Annotated in this window: 23 protein-coding genes and 1 tRNA gene; 19 read left to right on the top strand and 5 right to left on the bottom strand. The window is 67.1% G+C overall.

Annotation, left to right across the window (positions count from 1 at the left end):
* The first annotated feature begins 22 nt into the window (after positions 1–22).
* The 5 genes from ribH to OUA97_RS02355 all read left to right on the top strand — a co-directional run bounded on the left by ribH (position 23) and on the right by OUA97_RS02355 (position 4,735).
* The gene (ribH, locus tag OUA97_RS02335) at positions 23–484 is read left to right on the top strand and encodes a 6,7-dimethyl-8-ribityllumazine synthase (RefSeq protein WP_267230163.1); all 462 of its coding nucleotides are present in this window, start codon (positions 23–25) and stop codon (positions 482–484) included.
* The gene (gene nusB / locus OUA97_RS02340) at positions 484–942 is read left to right on the top strand and encodes a transcription antitermination factor NusB (protein WP_267230164.1); all 459 of its coding nucleotides are present in this window, start codon (positions 484–486) and stop codon (positions 940–942) included. The genes ribH and nusB overlap by 1 nt, the downstream gene beginning before the upstream one ends.
* Positions 929–1,891: a thiamine-phosphate kinase gene (gene thiL, locus OUA97_RS02345; protein ID WP_267230165.1), complete on the top strand. Its 963-nt coding sequence runs from the start codon at positions 929–931 to the stop codon at positions 1,889–1,891. Before nusB ends, thiL begins: the two co-directional genes overlap by 14 nt.
* A 42-nt stretch (positions 1,892–1,933) precedes the next feature.
* Positions 1,934–2,395 (top strand): hypothetical protein, encoded by a 462-nt coding sequence (locus OUA97_RS02350; protein WP_267230166.1) that lies wholly within the window; start codon positions 1,934–1,936, stop codon positions 2,393–2,395.
* Between the two features lie 213 nt (positions 2,396–2,608).
* The gene (locus OUA97_RS02355) at positions 2,609–4,735 is read left to right on the top strand and encodes a sodium-translocating pyrophosphatase (RefSeq protein ID WP_267230167.1); all 2,127 of its coding nucleotides are present in this window, start codon (positions 2,609–2,611) and stop codon (positions 4,733–4,735) included.
* 77 nt (positions 4,736–4,812) lie between these two features.
* On the opposite strand, the gene OUA97_RS02360 is transcribed toward OUA97_RS02355, so the two are convergent.
* On the bottom strand, positions 4,813–5,304 hold the full coding sequence (locus OUA97_RS02360) for an outer membrane protein assembly factor BamE (RefSeq protein ID WP_183769959.1): 492 nt from the start codon (positions 5,302–5,304) through the stop codon (positions 4,813–4,815).
* Between the two features lie 105 nt (positions 5,305–5,409).
* On the opposite strand from OUA97_RS02360, the gene OUA97_RS02365 reads away from it, so the two are divergent.
* The 7 genes from OUA97_RS02365 to OUA97_RS02395 all read left to right on the top strand — a co-directional run bounded on the left by OUA97_RS02365 (position 5,410) and on the right by OUA97_RS02395 (position 9,623).
* Positions 5,410–5,940 carry a ubiquinol-cytochrome C chaperone family protein gene (locus tag OUA97_RS02365; protein WP_267230168.1) on the top strand — a complete coding sequence of 177 codons (531 nt, stop codon included), beginning with the start codon at positions 5,410–5,412 and terminating at the stop codon, positions 5,938–5,940.
* Entirely contained in the window at positions 5,937–6,458 is a 522-nt protein-coding gene (locus tag OUA97_RS02370) for a YceD family protein (RefSeq protein WP_267230169.1), read from the top strand. The genes OUA97_RS02365 and OUA97_RS02370 overlap by 4 nt, the downstream gene beginning before the upstream one ends.
* 85 nt (positions 6,459–6,543) lie before the next feature.
* Entirely contained in the window at positions 6,544–7,596 is a 1,053-nt protein-coding gene (gene plsX, locus OUA97_RS02375; protein WP_267230170.1) for a phosphate acyltransferase PlsX, read from the top strand.
* Positions 7,597–8,577 carry a beta-ketoacyl-ACP synthase III gene (locus OUA97_RS02380; protein ID WP_267230171.1) on the top strand — a complete coding sequence of 327 codons (981 nt, stop codon included), beginning with the start codon at positions 7,597–7,599 and terminating at the stop codon, positions 8,575–8,577.
* A gap of 150 nt (positions 8,578–8,727) precedes the next feature.
* On the top strand, positions 8,728–9,030 hold the full coding sequence (locus OUA97_RS02385) for an integration host factor subunit alpha (RefSeq protein WP_056019003.1): 303 nt from the start codon (positions 8,728–8,730) through the stop codon (positions 9,028–9,030).
* A gap of 13 nt (positions 9,031–9,043) precedes the next feature.
* Positions 9,044–9,457, top strand: a complete 414-nt coding sequence (locus tag OUA97_RS02390) for a MerR family transcriptional regulator (protein WP_267230172.1) — start codon at positions 9,044–9,046, stop codon at positions 9,455–9,457.
* Positions 9,458–9,546: 89 nt separating this feature from the next.
* Positions 9,547–9,623 (top strand) — tRNA-Pro (locus OUA97_RS02395).
* Positions 9,624–9,708: 85 nt separating this feature from the next.
* On the opposite strand, the gene OUA97_RS02400 is transcribed toward OUA97_RS02395, so the two are convergent.
* Together OUA97_RS02400 and OUA97_RS02405 are read right to left on the bottom strand one after the other, a co-directional pair.
* Positions 9,709–9,906, bottom strand: a complete 198-nt coding sequence (locus tag OUA97_RS02400) for a DUF2842 domain-containing protein (RefSeq protein WP_267230173.1) — start codon at positions 9,904–9,906, stop codon at positions 9,709–9,711.
* 39 nt (positions 9,907–9,945) lie between these two features.
* A complete protein-coding gene (locus tag OUA97_RS02405) occupies positions 9,946–10,194 on the bottom strand; it encodes a GlsB/YeaQ/YmgE family stress response membrane protein (RefSeq protein ID WP_267230174.1) in 249 nt (82 codons plus the stop codon).
* A 137-nt stretch (positions 10,195–10,331) separates the two neighbouring features.
* Here OUA97_RS02405 and OUA97_RS02410 point away from each other — a divergent pair, with 137 nt between their 5' ends.
* Positions 10,332–11,363 (top strand): COX15/CtaA family protein, encoded by a 1,032-nt coding sequence (locus OUA97_RS02410; RefSeq protein WP_267230175.1) that lies wholly within the window; start codon positions 10,332–10,334, stop codon positions 11,361–11,363.
* Here OUA97_RS02410 and OUA97_RS02415 read toward each other — a convergent pair.
* Positions 11,360–12,796 carry an alkaline phosphatase PhoX gene (locus tag OUA97_RS02415; RefSeq protein WP_267230176.1) on the bottom strand — a complete coding sequence of 479 codons (1,437 nt, stop codon included), beginning with the start codon at positions 12,794–12,796 and terminating at the stop codon, positions 11,360–11,362. The two genes, OUA97_RS02410 and OUA97_RS02415, sit on opposite strands and share 4 nt — an antisense overlap.
* 217 nt (positions 12,797–13,013) lie before the next feature.
* Between OUA97_RS02415 and rplM the strand changes: the two genes are divergently transcribed.
* From rplM to OUA97_RS02445, 6 genes are all read left to right on the top strand, one after another.
* On the top strand, positions 13,014–13,487 hold the full coding sequence (rplM, locus tag OUA97_RS02420) for a 50S ribosomal protein L13 (protein ID WP_267230177.1): 474 nt from the start codon (positions 13,014–13,016) through the stop codon (positions 13,485–13,487).
* 5 nt (positions 13,488–13,492) lie between these two features.
* Positions 13,493–13,963 carry a 30S ribosomal protein S9 gene (rpsI, locus tag OUA97_RS02425; protein ID WP_267230178.1) on the top strand — a complete coding sequence of 157 codons (471 nt, stop codon included), beginning with the start codon at positions 13,493–13,495 and terminating at the stop codon, positions 13,961–13,963.
* A 90-nt stretch (positions 13,964–14,053) separates the two neighbouring features.
* A complete protein-coding gene (gene argC, locus OUA97_RS02430; RefSeq protein ID WP_267230179.1) occupies positions 14,054–15,031 on the top strand; it encodes an N-acetyl-gamma-glutamyl-phosphate reductase in 978 nt (325 codons plus the stop codon).
* Positions 15,028–15,468: a GNAT family N-acetyltransferase gene (locus OUA97_RS02435; protein ID WP_267230181.1), complete on the top strand. Its 441-nt coding sequence runs from the start codon at positions 15,028–15,030 to the stop codon at positions 15,466–15,468. The genes argC and OUA97_RS02435 overlap by 4 nt, the downstream gene beginning before the upstream one ends.
* 39 nt (positions 15,469–15,507) lie before the next feature.
* Positions 15,508–15,990, top strand: a complete 483-nt coding sequence (gene msrB, locus OUA97_RS02440; protein WP_267230182.1) for a peptide-methionine (R)-S-oxide reductase MsrB — start codon at positions 15,508–15,510, stop codon at positions 15,988–15,990.
* A gap of 10 nt (positions 15,991–16,000) precedes the next feature.
* Entirely contained in the window at positions 16,001–16,579 is a 579-nt protein-coding gene (locus OUA97_RS02445; protein ID WP_267230183.1) for a histidine phosphatase family protein, read from the top strand.
* A gap of 6 nt (positions 16,580–16,585) precedes the next feature.
* On the opposite strand, the gene OUA97_RS02450 is transcribed toward OUA97_RS02445, so the two are convergent.
* A complete protein-coding gene (locus OUA97_RS02450) occupies positions 16,586–17,527 on the bottom strand; it encodes an alpha/beta hydrolase (RefSeq protein ID WP_267230184.1) in 942 nt (313 codons plus the stop codon).
* Positions 17,528–17,536: the final 9 nt, after the last annotated feature.

Consider the following 17,536-nt stretch of genomic DNA (forward strand, 5'->3'; position numbering starts at 1 on the left):
TCCAAACAGAGACTGGAGCCCCATGCTCGAAGACAAAATCCGCATCCTCATCGTCGAAGCGCGCTTCTACGACGATCTGGCCGACGAGATGCTGAAGGCCGCCGCCGACGTGATCACTGCGCACGGCGCCGAATACGACGTCATCAGCGTGCCCGGCGCGCTGGAAATCCCCGGCGCCATCGCGATCGCCGAAGAGGGCGGCCAAGGTCCGGCCGGCAAGCGCTATGACGGCTATGTCGCGCTCGGCACGGTGATCCGCGGCGAGACCTATCACTTCGAGATCGTCTCGAACGAGTCGGCGCGCGGGATCATGGACCTGACCGTCGGCAAGCGCCTGGCGATCGGCAACGGCATCCTGACCGTCGAGGACGAGGATCAGGCCTGGGCTCGCGCCAAGGCCAGCGAGGGCGACAAGGGCGGGGGCGCGGCGCGGGCCGCGTTCGCGATGATCGCCCTGAAGCGCCAACTGCTCGGACAAGATTGATGAGCCGCAGCCAACGATCCGTCGCGCGTCTTGCCGCCATCCAGGCCCTCTATCAGATGGAGGTGTCCGGCGTCGGCGTGGAGGCCGTCATCCGCGAGTTCTCCGACCACCGCTTCGACCGGACGCTGGAAGGCGATCCGGAAGGGGAGGGCGCGACCCTCGCCGCCGCCGACGAAGCCTTCTTCGCCGACCTAGTGCGCGGCGTCGTCGGCCATCAGCGCGAGATCGACGCGACGGTCGCGGGCAGGCTTGCGGCCAACTGGCGCTTGGAGCGTCTCGACGCCACCGTCCGGGCCATCCTGCGCTCGGGGGTGTTCGAGCTTTCGCACCGGCCGGATGTGCCGACCGAGGTCGCGATCAACGAGTATGTCGAACTGACCAAGTCGTTCTTCGACGGCCCGGAAGCGGGGTTCGTCAACGGCGCATTGGACGCGGTGGCCCGCGATGTCCGCGGCTGACGAGCCGACCGAGGATCTGCCCGATGAGTTCGGGCAGATCGCTCGCCTCTATCGCCCACTGACGCGGGGCGCGCCGGAAGCGTTCGACCTGCTCGACGACGCGGCGGCGATACCGGCGCGAGCCGGCCATGACCTGGTGGTGACCAAGGACGCGATGGTCGAAGGCGTCCACTTCCTGCTGGGGGAGGCGCCCGAAATCGTGGCGCGCCGGCTGCTGCGTGTGAACCTCTCCGACCTCGCGGCCAAGGGCGCCGAGCCCTACGGCTACTTTCTGGCGACTGCCTGGCCGGCCAGCTACGACTGGGCGGCGCGGCGGGCCTTCGCGGCCGGCTTGGCGCAGGACGGTGAGACCTACGGCCTGGTGCTGCTGGGCGGGGACACAGTCTCGACGCCGGGGCCGCTGACCGTTTCGCTGACCATGCTGGGCTGGGTCCCGTCAGGCGGGATGGTCCGCAGGGGCGGCGCGCGGCCCGGCGACCTGCTGATGGTGTCGGGCGTGATCGGGGACGGCTGGCTCGGCCTCGCGGCCGCCCGGGGCGAACTGGCCGACGTCGACGGCTATCTGGCCGGGCGCTTCCGCCTGCCGACGCCGCGGCTGGACCTGCGCCAGGCGCTGCGCGATGCGGCGAACGCGGCGGCGGACGTTTCCGACGGCCTGATCGCAGATGCGCGCCATATCGCCCGCGCGAGCGGTGTCCGGCTGCGCCTGGATCTCGACGCCGTGCCGCTGTCGAAGCCGGCGCAGGCGTGGCTGCGTGCGCAGCCTGATCGGCTGGCGGCGCTGATGTCGCTCGCCGGAGGCGGCGACGACTACGAGGTCGTCTGCACCGGAGAAGCGCCCATCCCCGGCTTCTCGGTCATCGGAGAGGTGTCGGCTGGCGAGGGAATCGAGGTGGTCGGCAGCGGCCGGGTCGTCGAGGCCGGCCCCGGCGGCTGGCGCCACAAGTGATGGGAAAGCTTCCGGAAACGCCTTTGCGCTAAGGGTCAGCGCATGATCCGTCGCGCCCTTATCGCCGTGCTGCTCGCCGCTTCCGCCGCCGGACCCGCTGTCGCAGCGAAGACCGAGGCTCCGTCCAAGGATGCGCCGATCGGGCAATATGTCGATGTCGCGCCTGTGGCCGTGCCGATCCTGGCTGAGGGGCGGCTGGTCAACTACGTGTTCGTCACCATGCGGGTGAACCTCGCGCCCAGCGCCAATGCGAGCAAATGGCGCGGCAAGGAGCCTTACTTCCGCGACGCCCTGGCGCGTCTTGGCGGCCGTGGTTCGTTCGGCGACCCGAAGGACTATGCGTCCGTCGATGCGACGCGCCTTATCGCCGCCTTCCAGCGCGAAGCGCTCGCCATCGCGGGCAAGGACGTCAAGAACGTCGTGATCACCGCCCAGACCGCCAAACAGCGCCGCGGACTGCCGAAGCCCGGGCCACGCCCCGTTCGGGCCGAGATTCAACCCTAGATATCGCGAAGTCCCGCCTATCGTCGCGTAACCATGGTCAACGGGGCGTTGCACGCGTCCGTTACAACTGGCAACGTCTCGTCCATCAATAAGGAGCGGCGGATTAACGGCGCTCCACTTGAGGGAAAAACGACAGGGGCCTGGAGCGTCGAGCACCGCCCAATCGTGGGCGGCGGCCGGCGTCTTCGCGCAATCGATAGGGGCGCTTAGAACATGAGTCTTACGCTTACGCTGGTGATCGCCGCCGGCCTGCTGGCGGTGCTCTACGGCATCGTGCGAACCGCGCAGTTGTTGCGGGCTTCACCTGGTAACCCACGCATGCAGGAGATCGCCGCGGCGATCCAGGAGGGCGCGCAGGCCTACCTGCGGCGTCAGTACACTGCGATCGGGATCGTGGGGGTCGTCGTGCTCATCGCCGCGGCGGTGCTGATCGGACCGCTGGCGGCCGTCGGGTTCGCGATCGGCGCGATCCTCTCGGGGGCAGCCGGCTTTATCGGCATGCTCATCTCCGTCCGGGCCAACGTCCGCACCGCTCAGGCCGCGTCCGAGGGGCTCGCCAAGGGTTTGTCGCTGGCGTTCCAGTCCGGCGCCATCACCGGAATGCTGGTCGCCGGTTTCGCCCTGGTGGGCGTTGCGGGCTACTACGCTTTTCTCATCGGGCCGCTTGGACATGAGAACACCAGCCGCGAAGTCGTCGACTCGCTGGTGGCGCTCGGTTTCGGAGCCTCGCTGATCTCGATCTTCGCGCGTCTCGGGGGCGGGATATTCACCAAGGGCGCCGACGTCGGCGGCGACATGGTCGGCAAGGTCGAGGCCGGCATTCCCGAGGATGATCCCCGCAACGCCGCCACGATCGCCGACAATGTCGGCGACAATGTCGGCGACTGCGCCGGCATGGCCGCAGACCTGTTCGAAACCTATGCGGTGACCACGGTCGCCACCATGGTCCTGGCGGCGATCTTCTTCCGCGGCAGCGATGTCGTCGGCAGCATGATGCTGCTTCCGCTGGCCATCTGCGGGGTCTGCATCGTCACCTCGATCATCGGCACCTTCGGCGTGCGCCTGGGCAAGTCCAACAACATCATGGGCGCGCTCTATCAGGGCCTGATCGTCACCGGCGTGCTGTCGGTTGCGGCGATCTACTGGGTCGTGACCTCGCTGGTCACCGGGCCGGTCACCGTCGGCGACAAGACCTTCGATGCGATGAGCCTCTTCTGGTGCGGCATCACGGGCCTGATCGTCACCGCCCTGATCGTGGTGATCACCGAGTACTACACCGGCACGGGCTTCCGTCCGGTGAAGTCGGTGGCCAAGGCCTCGGTCTCCGGGCACGGCACCAACGTCATCCAGGGCCTGGCCATGTCGCTGGAATCGACCGCAGCGCCAGCGCTCGTCATCGTCGTCGGCATCATCGTCACCTACGGGCTCGCTGGTCTGTTCGGCATCGCCATCGCCACGACCGCGATGCTGTCGCTGGCGGGCTTCATCGTCGCGCTCGACGCCTTCGGGCCGGTGACGGACAACGCCGGCGGGATCGCCGAAATGGCCGGCCTGCCGCCGGAGGTTCGGGTCACCACCGACGCCCTCGACGCCGTGGGCAACACCACCAAGGCCGTCACCAAGGGCTATGCGATCGGCTCGGCCGGCCTGGGGGCGCTGGTGCTCTTCGCCGCCTACACCGAAGACCTCAAGTACTTCGCGGCCAACGCCGCGCCGGGCTCCTTCTTCGACGGGCTGGGCGCGGTGGCCTTCGACCTCTCCAACCCCTATGTCGTCGTCGGCCTGCTGATCGGGGGGCTGTTGCCCTTCCTGTTCGGCGGCATGTCGATGACTGCGGTGGGCCGGGCCGCCGAGTCGGTGGTCGCCGAGGTCCGCCGTCAGTTCAAGGAGAACCCCGGCATCATGACCGGGGAGGTCAAGCCTGAGTACGGCCGGGCCGTGGACATCCTGACCAAGGCGGCGATCAAGGAGATGATCGTCCCGTCGCTGCTGCCGGTTTTCTCGCCGATCGTGCTGTTCTTCGTGATCAACGCCATCGCCGGCAAGGTGAACGCCTTCGCCAGCCTCGGCGCGATGCTGATGGGCGTGATCGTCACCGGTCTGTTCGTCGCCATCTCGATGACCTCGGGCGGCGGCGCTTGGGACAACGCCAAGAAGCTGATCGAGGAAGGGCATCACGGCGGCAAGGGATCCGAGGCGCACAAGGCCGCGGTCACCGGTGACACCGTCGGCGATCCCTACAAGGACACCGCCGGTCCGGCCGTGAACCCGATGATCAAGATCACCAACATCGTGGCGCTGTTGCTGCTGGCGGTGCTGGCCAACGGAGCTGTCGGCTAGCCGACGTTTCGCACCAAAAGATCAGGCCCCGGAGAGCGATCTCCGGGGCCTGTTTGATTCTACGAAGGCTGCTTGCCCTAGCGGCGGTCGCCCGGACGTGTGCCCGGAATGCCTTCGTCGTCGGCGTTCGGCAGCATGCCGCCCCGGCCGACGTTGCCCAGCAGCTGTTCCAGGATGGTCAGCTCGCGGCCCCGGGTCGGGGTCTCACGGCCGTTGAAGGCGATGACCTTGCCATCCTTCAGCGTCATGGTGTCGACGGTCTTCACGACTTCGCTGTCCTTGTCGAAGGTCACCGCCACCACGTTGCGCGAGGTGACGACGGGGCGGCGGAACGCCACACGCTCCTTCACCTGGTCGATATAGAACCAGACGTTCGGGTCGAACGTGGAGGTCGCCGACGGCGAGCCGAGGCTGGCGCGCACGGTGGACTTGGTGTCCGTCCCGACCTTGACGTCCTTGGGGTTGGCCTCGATGGCCTGGAAGCCGGAATAGGTCGTAATAGGCGCGCAGGCCGTGGCGGAGGTCAGCAGACCGGCGGCGAGTGCGGCATAGGCGACGCGGCGAAACATGTGCGAACCGGACCTGTTCAATTCTTCGAGGCTTTGACCTATCGCTCGCCGCCCCTTAGTTCAATGCCGCCTGTATCTGCGCCTGAGGGCGAAATCGAGGCCGATATGTTCCTGGACCGCTTCTTCCGCCCACGCGCGACCCTGGCCATGGGTCAGAAGCTGTACGCCGGCGTTGTCGCTCAGGCGCGCACGCCTGCGCTCTATGAGGCCTACGGCGCGCCGGACACCGTCGAGGGCCGATTCGAACTGTACACAGTCCACGTCTTTCTGCTGCTGGATCGGCTGAGGGGACAGGGCGCGCGCGCGAGCGAGACTTCGCAGGCCCTTTTCGACACCTATCTCGGCGCGTTGGACGATGCGCTGCGGGAAATGGGCGTCGGCGACCTGTCGGTCGGCAAGAAGATGCGCAAGCTAGGCGAAGCCTTCTACGGCCGGGTGAAGTCTTACGAATCTGCGTTCGCGGCCCTGCCGCAGACGGACCATCTGCACGCCCTGCTGGGCAGGACCGTCTATGCCCAGGGCGGCGCCGAGCACGTGGCCGAGCTCGGCGAATACGTGCTGCGTCAGCGCGCCGCGCTCGCTGAGCAGAAGCTGGAGGGGCTGTTGGACGGTCGCGCGGACTGGAGCGCAGCATGAGCGTCTGGCGTCATATGATCCGCCTCTCGGACCTGGCGCGCGGCCCGCTCAGCGTTACGCTCGAGCCGGACGCCGAGGCTCGTACGGCGATCGCCAAGGAACTCGCGCTGGAAGGATTGCCGGCCCTGCAAGGCCGCCTCACCGTCCGGCCTTGGCTGGACGGGGCCGAGATCAGCGGCCGGTTCAGGGCGGTCGTCGAGCAGATCTGCGGCGTGACGTTGGACCCTTTCGAGACGCAGATCGACGGCGACTTCGTGGTTCGGGCCGTTCCCGCGGGAAGTCCCAACGCGCCGGCCGATTCGGAGGGCGGCGAGGTCGAGATGGATCTCGAAGCGCCCGACCCGCCGGACGTGCTCACTTCGGACGACATCGACCTGGCGGGCTACCTGGTCGAGCATCTCGCGCTTGAGATCGACCCCTTTCCGCGCAAGCCCGGCGCTGAATTCGACTACGAATCGGACGCGCCGAAGGAATCTCCGTTCGCGGTCCTGAAGCGCTTGAAGGACGATGGTGCGTGATCTGCTCTCAATTTGCATCGCGGCGCCTCGGCCCATATCCTGAACCTGCTTGCGGCGCGACGCTGCGAGGGGTGAAAACAGCGCCGTGACGAAATCCCTGACCATTTCGATTGATGCAATGGGGGGCGACCACGGCCCCTCCGTCGTGGTTCCCGGAGTCGCCTTGGCGGCGGCCGAGGCGCCCGCACTCCGCTATTTGCTGCATGGCGACGAGGCGGCGATTTCGGCCGAACTCGCCAAGCATCCGACCCTGAAGGACCGTGTCGAGATCCGCCACGCCGACCGCGTGGTGGCGATGGATGAGAAACCCGCCCAGGCGCTGCGCCGGGGCAAGGGCACCTCGATGTGGGCGGCGATCGAGGCGGTGAAGTCCGGTGAGGCGCAGGGCTCAGTCTCGGCCGGCAACACCGGCGCCTTGATGGCGATCTCGCTGCTGATCCTGCGGATGAGCGTCGACGTCGAGCGGCCGTGCCTGGTGGTCGGCTGGCCCGGCGTGAGAGGAATCACCACCGTCCTGGACGTCGGGGCCAACGTCGATTGCGACGCTGAGCGCCTGGTCGAGTTCGCCATTCTCGGCGAGGCCTTCCATCGTGCGGCTCACGGCGTAGCCAAGCCCACCGTCGGGCTGTTGAACGTCGGCGCCGAGGATATGAAGGGCCACGAAGAGGTCCGACAGGCCCACGGCATCCTGCGCAGCGGCAAATTCGACCTGGACTATCGCGGCTTCGTCGAGGGCGACGAACTGTTCCAGAACAAGGTCGACGTCGTCGTCACCGACGGGTTCACCGGAAATGTCGCGCTGAAGACCGCCGAGGGCGCGGCGCGCTACATCAACGGCGAATTGCGTGCGGCGCTGACGAGCAGTCTGACATCGAAGCTGGGCGCGCTGCTGGCCAAGTCTGGCCTGCTGAAGTTGCGTGAAAAGCTGAGTCCCGACGCCGCGGCGCCCCTGCTTGGCCTCAATGGAGTGGTGGTAAAGAGCCACGGCGGCGCGTCAGCCCGGGACATCGCCGCCGCGATCCGCATGGCCTCGAAGCTCGCGCAAAGCGACTTCGCAGCGGAGATCGAACGGAATATGACGCGGCTCACCGCCGCGGTGGCCGAACAGCAGCCGCCGGCCGTGGATGGAGCCGCCTGAGTGACCAAAGTTCTGCGTAGCGTCGTGACCGGTGTCGGGGGCTATCTGCCCGATGAAATCGTCACCAACACCGATCTGGCCCAAGTCGTCGACACGTCTGACGAATGGATCATCGAACGTACCGGCATCCGCCAGCGCCACCGTGCGGCCAAGGACCAGCCGGTCTCCGACCTGGCGGTCGAGGCGGCCCGCCTGGCGCTGGAGGCGGCTGGCAAGACACCCGCCGACGTCGACCTCATCATCGTGGCGACGACGACGCCCGACCTGACCTTCCCGGCGACCGCCACCATCGTCCAGCGCAAGCTTGGCTGTCCGGTCGGCGTGGCCTTCGACGTTCAGGCCGTGTGTTCGGGATTCGTCTATGCGCTCTCGACGGCTGACGGCTTCGTCGCCCGCGGGCGCTCCAAGTGCGCGCTGGTCATCGGCGCCGAGACCATGACCCGCCTCATGGACTGGACCGATCGCGGGACCTGCGTCTTGTTCGGGGACGGCGCCGGTGCGGTCGTGCTCGAACCGCAGGAGGGCGACGGGACGACGGCCGATCGCGGGTTGTTGGGATTCGCGCTGCGGGCCGACGGCACGAAGCAGGACCTGCTCTATGTCGATGGCGGGGTTTCGACCAACGGCCAGATCGGTCATCTGCGGATGCAAGGCAATCAGGTGTTTCGCCACGCCGTGGTGAACATCTCCGAGGCGATTTTCGCGGCGGCGGCCGATGCTGGCGTCGCGATCGACGACGTCGATTGGTTCATTCCGCACCAGGCCAACCAGCGGATCCTCGAGGGCGTGGCCAAGCGCGTCGGTATCCACGAGTCGAAAGTCGTCTCGACGGTGTCCGAACACGCCAACACTTCGGCGGCGTCGATCCCGCTGGCATGGTGGAAAGCCATGCAGGACGGTCGGATCAAGCCGGGCCAAATGCTGCTGCTTGAGGCGATGGGGGGCGGCCTGACTTGGGGCGCGTGCGTCGTTCGTCTGTAACGTTTGTTGCGAGACGCTTGCGTCTGGCGCGCGTAGGCGCGAGGGTGCATTCAGACAAACGGGCCTGAAGTCTTTGACCTGACGTGACAATCAGGTAGTGACGGCGGGTCAACTATTAGAGTAACGGTGTTTTTCGGGGTAGGGGCGTTCATGAAAGGCGCTACTGTGACGCGGGCCGACCTGTGCGAGGCGGTTCATGAGGAAGTGGGGCTGACCCGGCAGGATTGTTCCGAGCTGGTCGAGCGGACGCTGGAACTCATGGCCCAGGCCCTCGAAAAGGGCGAGCAGGTGAAGCTTTCCGGATTCGGCGTCTTCCAGGTGCGCGAAAAGCGCGCGCGCATGGGCCGCAATCCTAAGACCGGCGAACCGGCGGCGATCGAGCCGCGCCGAGTGATCGGCTTCCGGGCCTCCCAGGTCATGAAGGCGCGGGTGGACCGCGCCCTGGCGAAGTGAGGAAGGCGGCCAGGTGGCCAAGGGGCCGGACGCCTTTCGGACGATCTCGGAAGCAGCCGACGAGCTGAACGTTCCGCAGCACGTGCTGCGGTTCTGGGAGACGAAATTCTCCTTCATCCGGCCGATGAAGCGCGCGGGCGGACGGCGATTCTATCGCCCGCATGACATTGCGGTCCTACGCGGCGTCCGGGTGCTGCTGCATGACGCTGGCTACACCATCAAAGGCGTGCAGAAACTCCATAAGGAGCAGGGGCTGAAGCGGCTCCTGGCGGCCGCTGACGGCGATGTGGGGCCGCGGCCGTCGGGACTCGCCTTGGGCTTTGCCAGCAGCGAGCTGAGCGACGAGGGGCGCGAGCGGCTGTTGTTCGCGCTGGACGACCTGCAGAGCGCCAAGCGGCGCCTGGATTCCTTGCTGGACAAGGAATGAGGGCCCGCTTCGGCGGGTGATCGTCGTCGGAATTGGAAATTCAGCTTGCCCGCCGTGCCCAAGTGGTTAGAAGGGCCGCTCGCCGATGTCGGAGCGTGGCGCAGCCTGGTAGCGCACTTGACTGGGGGTCAAGGGGTCGCAGGTTCGAATCCTGTCGCTCCGACCATCGGCGAATTGGTCCTTAGGACCACCTTGTCCCACGCCATCCGTACTTCAATGACCTGCGCGGCCGCGTCTGGGGCGGCTGGCCGCTACCGACCGTGGTTCATCCAGCTGATCAGTGGCAGAATCGGCACGCCCCAGGCGAGGCCGCCGATTCCATAGAAGGCGAGTTGGGCGGCCCAATGGTCCGGCAGCCGCTCGCCGATCATCGTCATGATCCAGGCGTAGAATCCCAGGAACAGGACGATGCCGATGCCACCGATGAACTTCCGGACGCGCGCGCTCATTCCATGCCTATAGGCGCCGGCGCGCGTTCCGTTAAGCCCCTAGCGCTTCTTGATGAGGCCCAGGAGGAAGAGAAGCAGGATCGCGCCGATCGAGGCGACGATGAAACTGCCGATCCAGCCGCCGAAGTTGAAGCCGACGAGGCCCGCGAGCCAGCCGCCAAGCAAGGCCCCGACCACCCCGACGAGCAGGTTGGTCATCAATCCATGGTCCCGCTTCATCACCTTCTCGGCGACGAAGCCGGCGGCGATGCCGATGACAATCCACCCGATGATACCGACGCCTTGCATGATTGTGCCCTTTGTTGAGTCCCTCTCACCAAATGCGGTCAAGCTTCCGTGGTTCCGCCTTCCGAGCATGGACCTGCGGCGCGATCTCCGATAGCGGATCGCCGTAAGAACGCCCTGAAGAGCCTGCACCTTAAGTCATGACCTCGTTTCTTCGTTCAGATCGGTCGCGCCCGGTCGCGGTTTGGCTGTTCATCGTGGCCGCCCTGGTGCTAGCGATGGTGGTCGTCGGGGGCGCGACGCGCCTGACCGATTCCGGCCTGTCGATCACGCAGTGGAAGCCCGTCACCGGCGCGCTGCCGCCGATGTCGGCGCAGGACTGGGCCGACGAGTTCGCGCTCTACAAGGCCATTCCCCAGTACCAGCAGGTCAACAAGGGCATGACCCTGGAGGCCTTCAAAGCGATCTACTGGTGGGAGTGGAGCCATCGACTGCTGGGCCGCCTGGTCGGCGCGGCCTTCGCCTTGCCGTTCGCCTACTTCCTGATCCGCCGCGAGATGCCCCGACGGTTGATCGTGCGCTGCGCCGGCCTGTTCCTCCTGGGCGGGCTGCAGGGGGCGGTCGGCTGGTGGATGGTGGCCAGTGGCCTGGTCGATCGGGTGTCGGTCGTGCCCGAGCGGCTGGCGATCCACCTGGGGCTGGCCTTTGCGCTGTTGGGGGCGTTGGTCTGGACGGCGCTGGATGCCTGGTCGGGCGCGGCCCGCCAGACGGTTCCCAGTCCCTGGACCCGTGGCGGTCTGGCGCTGATCGGCCTGATCTTCTTCCAGATCCTGCTTGGGGCGCTGGTGGCCGGAAACGATGCAGGCTTCGTCTACAACGACTGGCCGCTGATGAACGGGGCGCTGTTCCCGGCCGACTACGGCGGTGGCGGCCTGTGGGCCACGCTGGCGCACAGCCAGGCGGCCGTGCAGTTCAACCATCGGATCGTCGCCTACCTGCTGACCGCGGTCGGCGTCGCCATGGCGTGGGTGGCCTGGCGCTCGCGCTATCTGCCGGACGAGGCCAAGCTGCTGGCCCTGGCCACTGGCGCGGCGATCGTGCTTCAGGCGCTGCTGGGCGTCGTCACGCTGGTGGCCGGGGTCCCCGTATGGCTGGGGATGGCGCACCAGGTGACGGCGGCTCTGGTCCTGTCGCTGGCTGTGGCCTTCGCCTGGCGCGTGCGTCGCCCCTAGGCCCTGAACGACCGCCAGGGGCCGGTGACCGCAAGGGTACAGCCCGGGCTGTAGATGTTGACGAACAGGGTCGACCCGTCCGGTGAGAAGCAGACGCCGGCCAGTTCAGATGTGCCGCGGACCTTGGCGCCGGGTAGGGTCTGGGCGTTGCGGCCGATAGTGTAGATCTGCCCCTGGGGGGTGATGGCGCGCAGGTAGTTTGTGCCGCCGATCTTGTCCTCGCAGGTGACGATGTGGCCCCAGGGCGAGATGGCGAGGTTGTCGGCCATCTCCATGACCCGGGTGTCCGACGGCTCGACGAACAGTTGCAGGCGGCCGGGCTCGTCGATTTCGCCGCCCTGGCCTTCATGCTGGCTGGGCACGTAGCGCATGACCTGGCCGTGGTACTTCGGTCCGCCGCTGGTGCAGGTGAAGTAGAGCTCGCCCTGGCCGAAGAAGATGCCTTCGCCGCGGGCGAACCATGAGGCGCCTGCCGCCTTGCCACGATGGCGCAGGTCGTTGTTGGGATTGTCGACCCCGTCCAGGTCGATCCAGCGCACATTCCGCCAGTCGCCTTGTTTCCAGGATACCGAGTCCCAGTTGCGCGGATCGCCTTCACCGACCACGGCCAGGGCCTGCAGCCTGCCGCCGGCCTGCAGCTTGCGCCGGTCATTGGGCAGGTAGCGGTAGAACAGTCCTTTGCCGTCGACCTCGTCCTCGGTCATGTAGATGACGCCCGTGCGCGGATCGACCGCGCAGGCCTCATGCTTGAAGCGGCCCATGCCGGTGATCGCCACCGGATCAGCCAGCCCGCGCAGGCGGGACGGCACCTCGAAGACCCAGCCGTGGTCCTTCTTCACGCCCTGGCCGGCCTTCACGAGGGTCTCCTCGCAGGTCAGCCACGAGCCCCACGGGGTCACGCCGCCGGCGCAGTTGACTGCCGAACCGGCAAGGCTGAGGTGCTGGGCCTTCAACTCCTGGGTCTTCAGGTCATAGAGCATGGTGCTGGTTCCCCCGCCGAGCGGCAGACCTTCACTGTCGGTGTCGTAGAGATCGGCCGCGGAGATTTTGCCCGCGAGGTTGCGGTTTGCGCCGAAGGCGGTGATCTGGACGTCGCGGGGAGGCGGGCTGATCTCGTGATTGCGGACCAGGGCGACCCGATTGCGACCCGCCGGGAAGCAGCCCATGCCGTCCATCTTGCCGGCCGCGACTAGGCCGTCGTCCATCCGGTCGCCGGCGCGCGAGATCACCTTGTAGGAAAAGCCTTCAGGCAGGTCGAAGATTTCAGCCGGGTCGCGGTGCAACGGGCCATATCCGGCGACCTCGCTGGCATAGCCCGGGGTGGCATAGCCTTCCGCGTCGGCGGTGACCTGGGCGTTGGCGTAGCGCGCCAGCCCGGCGAAGGCGGCGGAGGCGGCTGCGGTCTGAAGGAACTGGCGACGCGACGCAAACATGGTGGGCTTTCCAGCTGGGCTGTGGGACGGGCGACGACCATAGAAGCTTGAGTGCTGAAATTGACGGTATTATAATACCAATCGCAGCAAAGCCTTGCGGCGCAACGCATTGCGCCAGGGACGTCGCAATCAGTGTTGACAGGCGCGTGGTAACCCCGTACTAGCCGCGCCCTCGCCGGGACCTTTCTCGTCCCGCCAACCTAACGGACCCGTTCCCATGATGAAGACGACGGCTTCGCTGAAGCCCGCCGACGTCGAGAAGAAGTGGATCGTGATCGATGCCGAGAACGCCGTGGTCGGCCGTCTCGCTTCGTTCATCGCCATGCGTCTTCGCGGCAAGCACCGCCCGGACTACACCCCGCACGTCGATTGCGGCGACTATGTCGTCGTCGTCAACGCCGACAAGGTGAAGTTCACCGGCAAGAAGCTGCAGGACAAGACCTACTACTGGCACACCGGCTATCCGGGCGGCATCAAGGAACGCACCGCGGACAAGATCCTTGGCGGCAAGTATCCGGAGCGCATCCTGGAAAAGGCCGTTGAGCGCATGCTGCCGAAGGAAAGCCCGCTGGCCCGCAAGCAGATGACGCACCTGCGCATCTACAATGCCGGCGAGCATCCGCACGAAGCGCAGAACCCCGAGACCATCGCGTTCGCTTCGCTGAACGCCAAGAACGTGCGGAGCCTGTAAGACAGATGTCCGAGACCCAAGGTTTCGAGGCCCTGCAAGGCCTCTCGTCCAACCCGCAAGCCGCGCCGGCCGAGCCGAAGATCGACTCGCAGGGCCGCGCCTATGCGACCGGCAAGCGCAAGAACGCGATCGCCAAGGTCTGGATTAAGCCCGGCAAGGGCACGATCACGATCAACGGCCGCGACCAGGAAGTGTACTTCGCTCGCCCGGTGCTGCGCATGATGATCGCTCAACCGTTCCAGGTGACCGACCGCGTCGGCCAGTTCGACGTCGTCGTCTCGGTCGAAGGCTCGGGCCTGTCGGGCCAAGCCGGCGCCATCCGCCACGGCCTGTCCAAGGCTCTGACCTATTACGAGCCGGCCCTGCGCCCGGTCCTGAAGCCGCACGGCTTCCTGACCCGCGACAGCCGCGTGGTCGAGCGTAAGAAGTACGGCAAGGCCAAGGCCCGCCGCAGCTTCCAGTTCTCGAAGCGCTAACCGCGCGCGAGCACTCGCGTTTGGGAAGGGCGCTTCGGGCAACCGAGGCGCCCTTTCTGTTTTTCGGACCGAATTTCTGGATCCCCGACCATGGCCCACACAGTCTTCATCGATGGCGAAGCCGGCACCACCGGCCTGCAGATCAGGCAGCGGCTGGAAGGCCGCCGCGACCTGGAGATCGTGTCCATCGATCCGGCTCGTCGCAAGGACGCTGACGCGCGCGCGGAGCTGCTGAACGGGGTGGACGCGGTCATCCTGTGCCTGCCCGATGACGCCGCCAAGGAAGCTGTCGGGATGGTGACGTCCAACAGCGTGAAGGTGATCGACGCCTCGACGGCCTTCCGGACGGCGCCGGACTGGACCTATGGCTTCGCGGAGATGGACAAGGCGCAGCGCGCGGCCATCGCCGAGTCGACCCGGGTCAGCAATCCCGGCTGCTATCCGACCGGCTTCATCGGGCTCGTGCGGCCGCTGACGGCGGCGGGCCTGCTGCCGCCTGACTTTCCGATTACCATCAACGCCATCTCTGGTTATTCCGGAGGGGGCAAGGGCCTGATCGCCGAGTTCGAAGCGCCTGCGCCGCAAGGGACGAACGACGCCTACCGCACCTATGGCCTGACGCTTCAGCACAAGCACGTGGGCGAGATGCAGGCCTATGGCGGCCTCGCCCATCCGCCGCTGTTCGCGCCGTCGGTCGGCCGCTACGCCCAGGGGATGATCGTCGAGGTCCCGCTCCAACTCTGGGCGCTGCCCGGCAAGCCCGCGCCCGAGGCCCTGCGCCAGGCGCTCGCGGCCGCCTATCACGGGGAGACGTTCGTCGAGGTCGCCTCGGCCGACGAGTGCGCGGACCTGCAGAAGGCGCGCGCCGGCGCGGCCGGATACAACGCGGCGCTCGATCCCGAGGCGATGAACGGGACCAATCGGATGAAGCTGTTCGTCTTCGGAAACGAGGACCGCGGCCAGGTCCGGCTCGTCGCCCTGTTGGACAACCTGGGCAAGGGCGCGTCCGGCGCCGCGGTTCAGAACCTCAACATCATGCTCGGCCTGCCGGAAGGCGAAGGCCTGTGATCCTGCGGCGGGCCAGCGTTTCGGACGCATCGGCCTGCGTGATGGTCCAGCGGGAGGCCAATCTGGCCTCCCTGCCGTTCCTGCCCGCCGATCCCGATGTCAACGGTGCGCTGACGTTCTTCGAGACCGTCCTGCTGCCGGAGAACGAGACCTGGATCGCCGAGGTGGACGGCCAGCCGGTGGCCTATGTCGCCTTCCATCCGGGCTGGCTTGAACATCTATACGTTCTGCCGGCTTATCAGGGGCGAGGCATCGGTCCGGCGCTGATGGCGAAGGCCCTGGAAGACGGCTCTGCGCGCGAGCTTTGGACCTTTCAGAAGAACGCCCGGGCGCGAAAATTCTATGAAGATCGCGGTTGGGTCCTGGTCGAATTGACCGACGGCCAGGGCAACCGCGAGAAGGAGCCGGACGCTCGTTACGCTTGGCCTGGCCGCTGAGCTTGCATCCGCCGAACGGAGAGCGCCGTATCTCCTGGCATGAGCAAGATCGACCGACGTGCATTTCTGATGGGATCGGCGCTGGCCTGTGTTCCGGCGATAGCCGCCGCGGACGACGATCCCTACGCCGCCTCCCCATGGCGCAAGCTGTCCGACGCCGACTGGCGCCGGCGGCTCGACACACCGACCTATAACGTCCTGCGCCGAGAGGCGACGGAGATGGCCGGCACCAGCCCGCTGAACAAGGAGAAGCGGAAGGGGACCTATGTCTGCGCCGGCTGCGCGCTGCCGTTGTTCGTATCCCAGTGGAAGTTCGAGAGCGGCACCGGCTGGCCCAGTTTCTACACGGCCATCAAGGGCGCTCTGGGCAAGAAGACCGACTTCGCCATCGGCGTGCCGCGGACCGAGTATCACTGCGCACGATGCCTCGGCCACCAGGGCCACGTGTTTCCTGACGGCCCGCGCCCGACGGGGCTGCGCTATTGCAACAACGGCGATGCGCTGAGGTTCGTGGCCGCCTAGTCTGCGCGACATGGCGACCATTTATTTCCTGACCCATCCCGAAGTGATCATCGACCCGGCGACGCCGATCACGGAGTGGGGACTCTCGGACGTCGGGCGACGGCGGATGGAACGCTTTGTCGGCTGTGAGGCTGCGCAAGGCGTCGTGGCGGTCTATTCGAGCAATGAGCGAAAGGCGACCGATGGCGCTGCCATCGCCGCGGCCGCGCTCGACGTTCCGCAGCGGGTCGATCCCGACCTTGGCGAAAATGATCGGTCCTCGACGGGCTATCTTGCGCCGCCCGAATTCTGGGAGGTGGTCGAGGCCTTCTTCGCGCGGCCCGACGAGAACGTTCGCGGCTGGGAGAGCGCGCGTGCGGCGCAGGCCAGGATCGTTGGCTCAGTCGGGCGTCTGGCGCGGAACGAGCCGGAGCAAGGCGACCTGCTGGTAGTCTCGCATGGTGGCGTCGGGCGCCTGCTGACGGCTCACCTCCAGGGCGTCGAGATCGGGCGCGAAGACCGGCCCGCACATCCGGGCGGCGGCTGCTGGCTGGAGATCGATCGCGACATTCTGACTATTCGGCGGAGCTGGCAGGCGATCCCCGACTAGCCGTCGCTATTGCGGCTTGGCCAGCGCCGCCAGGACGTGATCGACGCCGCGGAGCACGGCGTCGGAGTGGGTCAGGCCGAGCAGGGTGGCGTGACCGGCTTGAGACTCGTTCTCGTAGTATCCGGCGCGGGAGTTGCGCTCTGGCGCACGGCGGACCTCGTTCCAGCCGGCCATCAACTCGGCGTTCCCGGCGGTGACCACCGCGACGGGCCAGGCTGGGTCGAGTTTCGTCGCTGCGGCTTGCGCGGCGCCCTGGGGCCAGACCAGCACCTCGTCGGCGGCGGTGCGCGCGTGCCGTCCCGAAATGAAGGCGTGACGCTTTTCAGCGCGGCCCTGCGGCGGCAAGCCGATCCGGTCTCCCTTGTAGTAAGCGATCTTGGTAAGGCCGAGGCTGCCGGCGAGGGCCGTCGCCCGGGCGACGGCCTGGACGCGGTTGAGGAACTTCTGGGCTTCCGGGCGCTCGGCCATTTCCGGGGTCGTGGCTTCAAGCAGCACCAGGCCGGCGACCTGCTCCGGATGCTGACCCGCATATAGGCGGATGTGCTGCCCGGCCATCGAATGCGCCATGAACACGAAAGGGCCGGCTTCGCCGGAGGCGGCGATCAGCTTGTGGAGGTCCGCGGCGATCGCGGCGCTATCGCGGGGCTGGGGGCCGGGGTCGGAGAACCCCATGCCGGCGCGGTCATAGGCGCAGGAGCGAATCCCCTTGCCGGCGAGCCGCTGCTGGATGGCGGCGAAGTCGGCCGCCAGGCCCCAGGCGCCGGCCTCCATCCAGATCACGGGTTGGTCGGATTGCGGCCCGGCGCAGACGAGGCGCAACTTGCGCCCGCCGATGTCGACATCGCGACCGCTGGGCTCGAACGGCCCCGACAGTGCAACTAGCGCCAAGCCCGCGCCGACCCATAGGGCGAGCAGCGCCGCCAGCCCCAGCACGACCGTCCTGATCATCTCGCCCCC

It is taken from the genome of Phenylobacterium sp. 58.2.17 (genome assembly GCF_026411515.1).
GTDB lineage: Bacteria > Pseudomonadota > Alphaproteobacteria > Caulobacterales > Caulobacteraceae > Phenylobacterium.

Coding starts and splice junctions, on each gene's coding strand:
- OUA97_RS02410 (WP_267230175.1), top strand. CDS start 10,332: ATGACCTCGTTTCTTCGTTCAGATCGGTCGCGCCCGGTCGCGGTTTGG.
- OUA97_RS02360 (WP_183769959.1), bottom strand. CDS start 5,304: ATGTTTCGCCGCGTCGCCTATGCCGCACTCGCCGCCGGTCTGCTGACC.
- thiL (WP_267230165.1), top strand. CDS start 929: ATGTCCGCGGCTGACGAGCCGACCGAGGATCTGCCCGATGAGTTCGGG.
- OUA97_RS02370 (WP_267230169.1), top strand. CDS start 5,937: ATGAGCGTCTGGCGTCATATGATCCGCCTCTCGGACCTGGCGCGCGGC.
- OUA97_RS02365 (WP_267230168.1), top strand. CDS start 5,410: ATGTTCCTGGACCGCTTCTTCCGCCCACGCGCGACCCTGGCCATGGGT.
- OUA97_RS02400 (WP_267230173.1), bottom strand. CDS start 9,906: ATGAGCGCGCGCGTCCGGAAGTTCATCGGTGGCATCGGCATCGTCCTG.
- OUA97_RS02385 (WP_056019003.1), top strand. CDS start 8,728: ATGAAAGGCGCTACTGTGACGCGGGCCGACCTGTGCGAGGCGGTTCAT.
- nusB (WP_267230164.1), top strand. CDS start 484: ATGAGCCGCAGCCAACGATCCGTCGCGCGTCTTGCCGCCATCCAGGCC.
- OUA97_RS02405 (WP_267230174.1), bottom strand. CDS start 10,194: ATGCAAGGCGTCGGTATCATCGGGTGGATTGTCATCGGCATCGCCGCC.
- rplM (WP_267230177.1), top strand. CDS start 13,014: ATGATGAAGACGACGGCTTCGCTGAAGCCCGCCGACGTCGAGAAGAAG.
- ribH (WP_267230163.1), top strand. CDS start 23: ATGCTCGAAGACAAAATCCGCATCCTCATCGTCGAAGCGCGCTTCTAC.
- OUA97_RS02450 (WP_267230184.1), bottom strand. CDS start 17,527: ATGATCAGGACGGTCGTGCTGGGGCTGGCGGCGCTGCTCGCCCTATGG.
- OUA97_RS02355 (WP_267230167.1), top strand. CDS start 2,609: ATGAGTCTTACGCTTACGCTGGTGATCGCCGCCGGCCTGCTGGCGGTG.
- OUA97_RS02445 (WP_267230183.1), top strand. CDS start 16,001: ATGGCGACCATTTATTTCCTGACCCATCCCGAAGTGATCATCGACCCG.
- rpsI (WP_267230178.1), top strand. CDS start 13,493: ATGTCCGAGACCCAAGGTTTCGAGGCCCTGCAAGGCCTCTCGTCCAAC.
- msrB (WP_267230182.1), top strand. CDS start 15,508: ATGAGCAAGATCGACCGACGTGCATTTCTGATGGGATCGGCGCTGGCC.
- OUA97_RS02415 (WP_267230176.1), bottom strand. CDS start 12,796: ATGTTTGCGTCGCGTCGCCAGTTCCTTCAGACCGCAGCCGCCTCCGCC.
- argC (WP_267230179.1), top strand. CDS start 14,054: ATGGCCCACACAGTCTTCATCGATGGCGAAGCCGGCACCACCGGCCTG.
- OUA97_RS02350 (WP_267230166.1), top strand. CDS start 1,934: ATGATCCGTCGCGCCCTTATCGCCGTGCTGCTCGCCGCTTCCGCCGCC.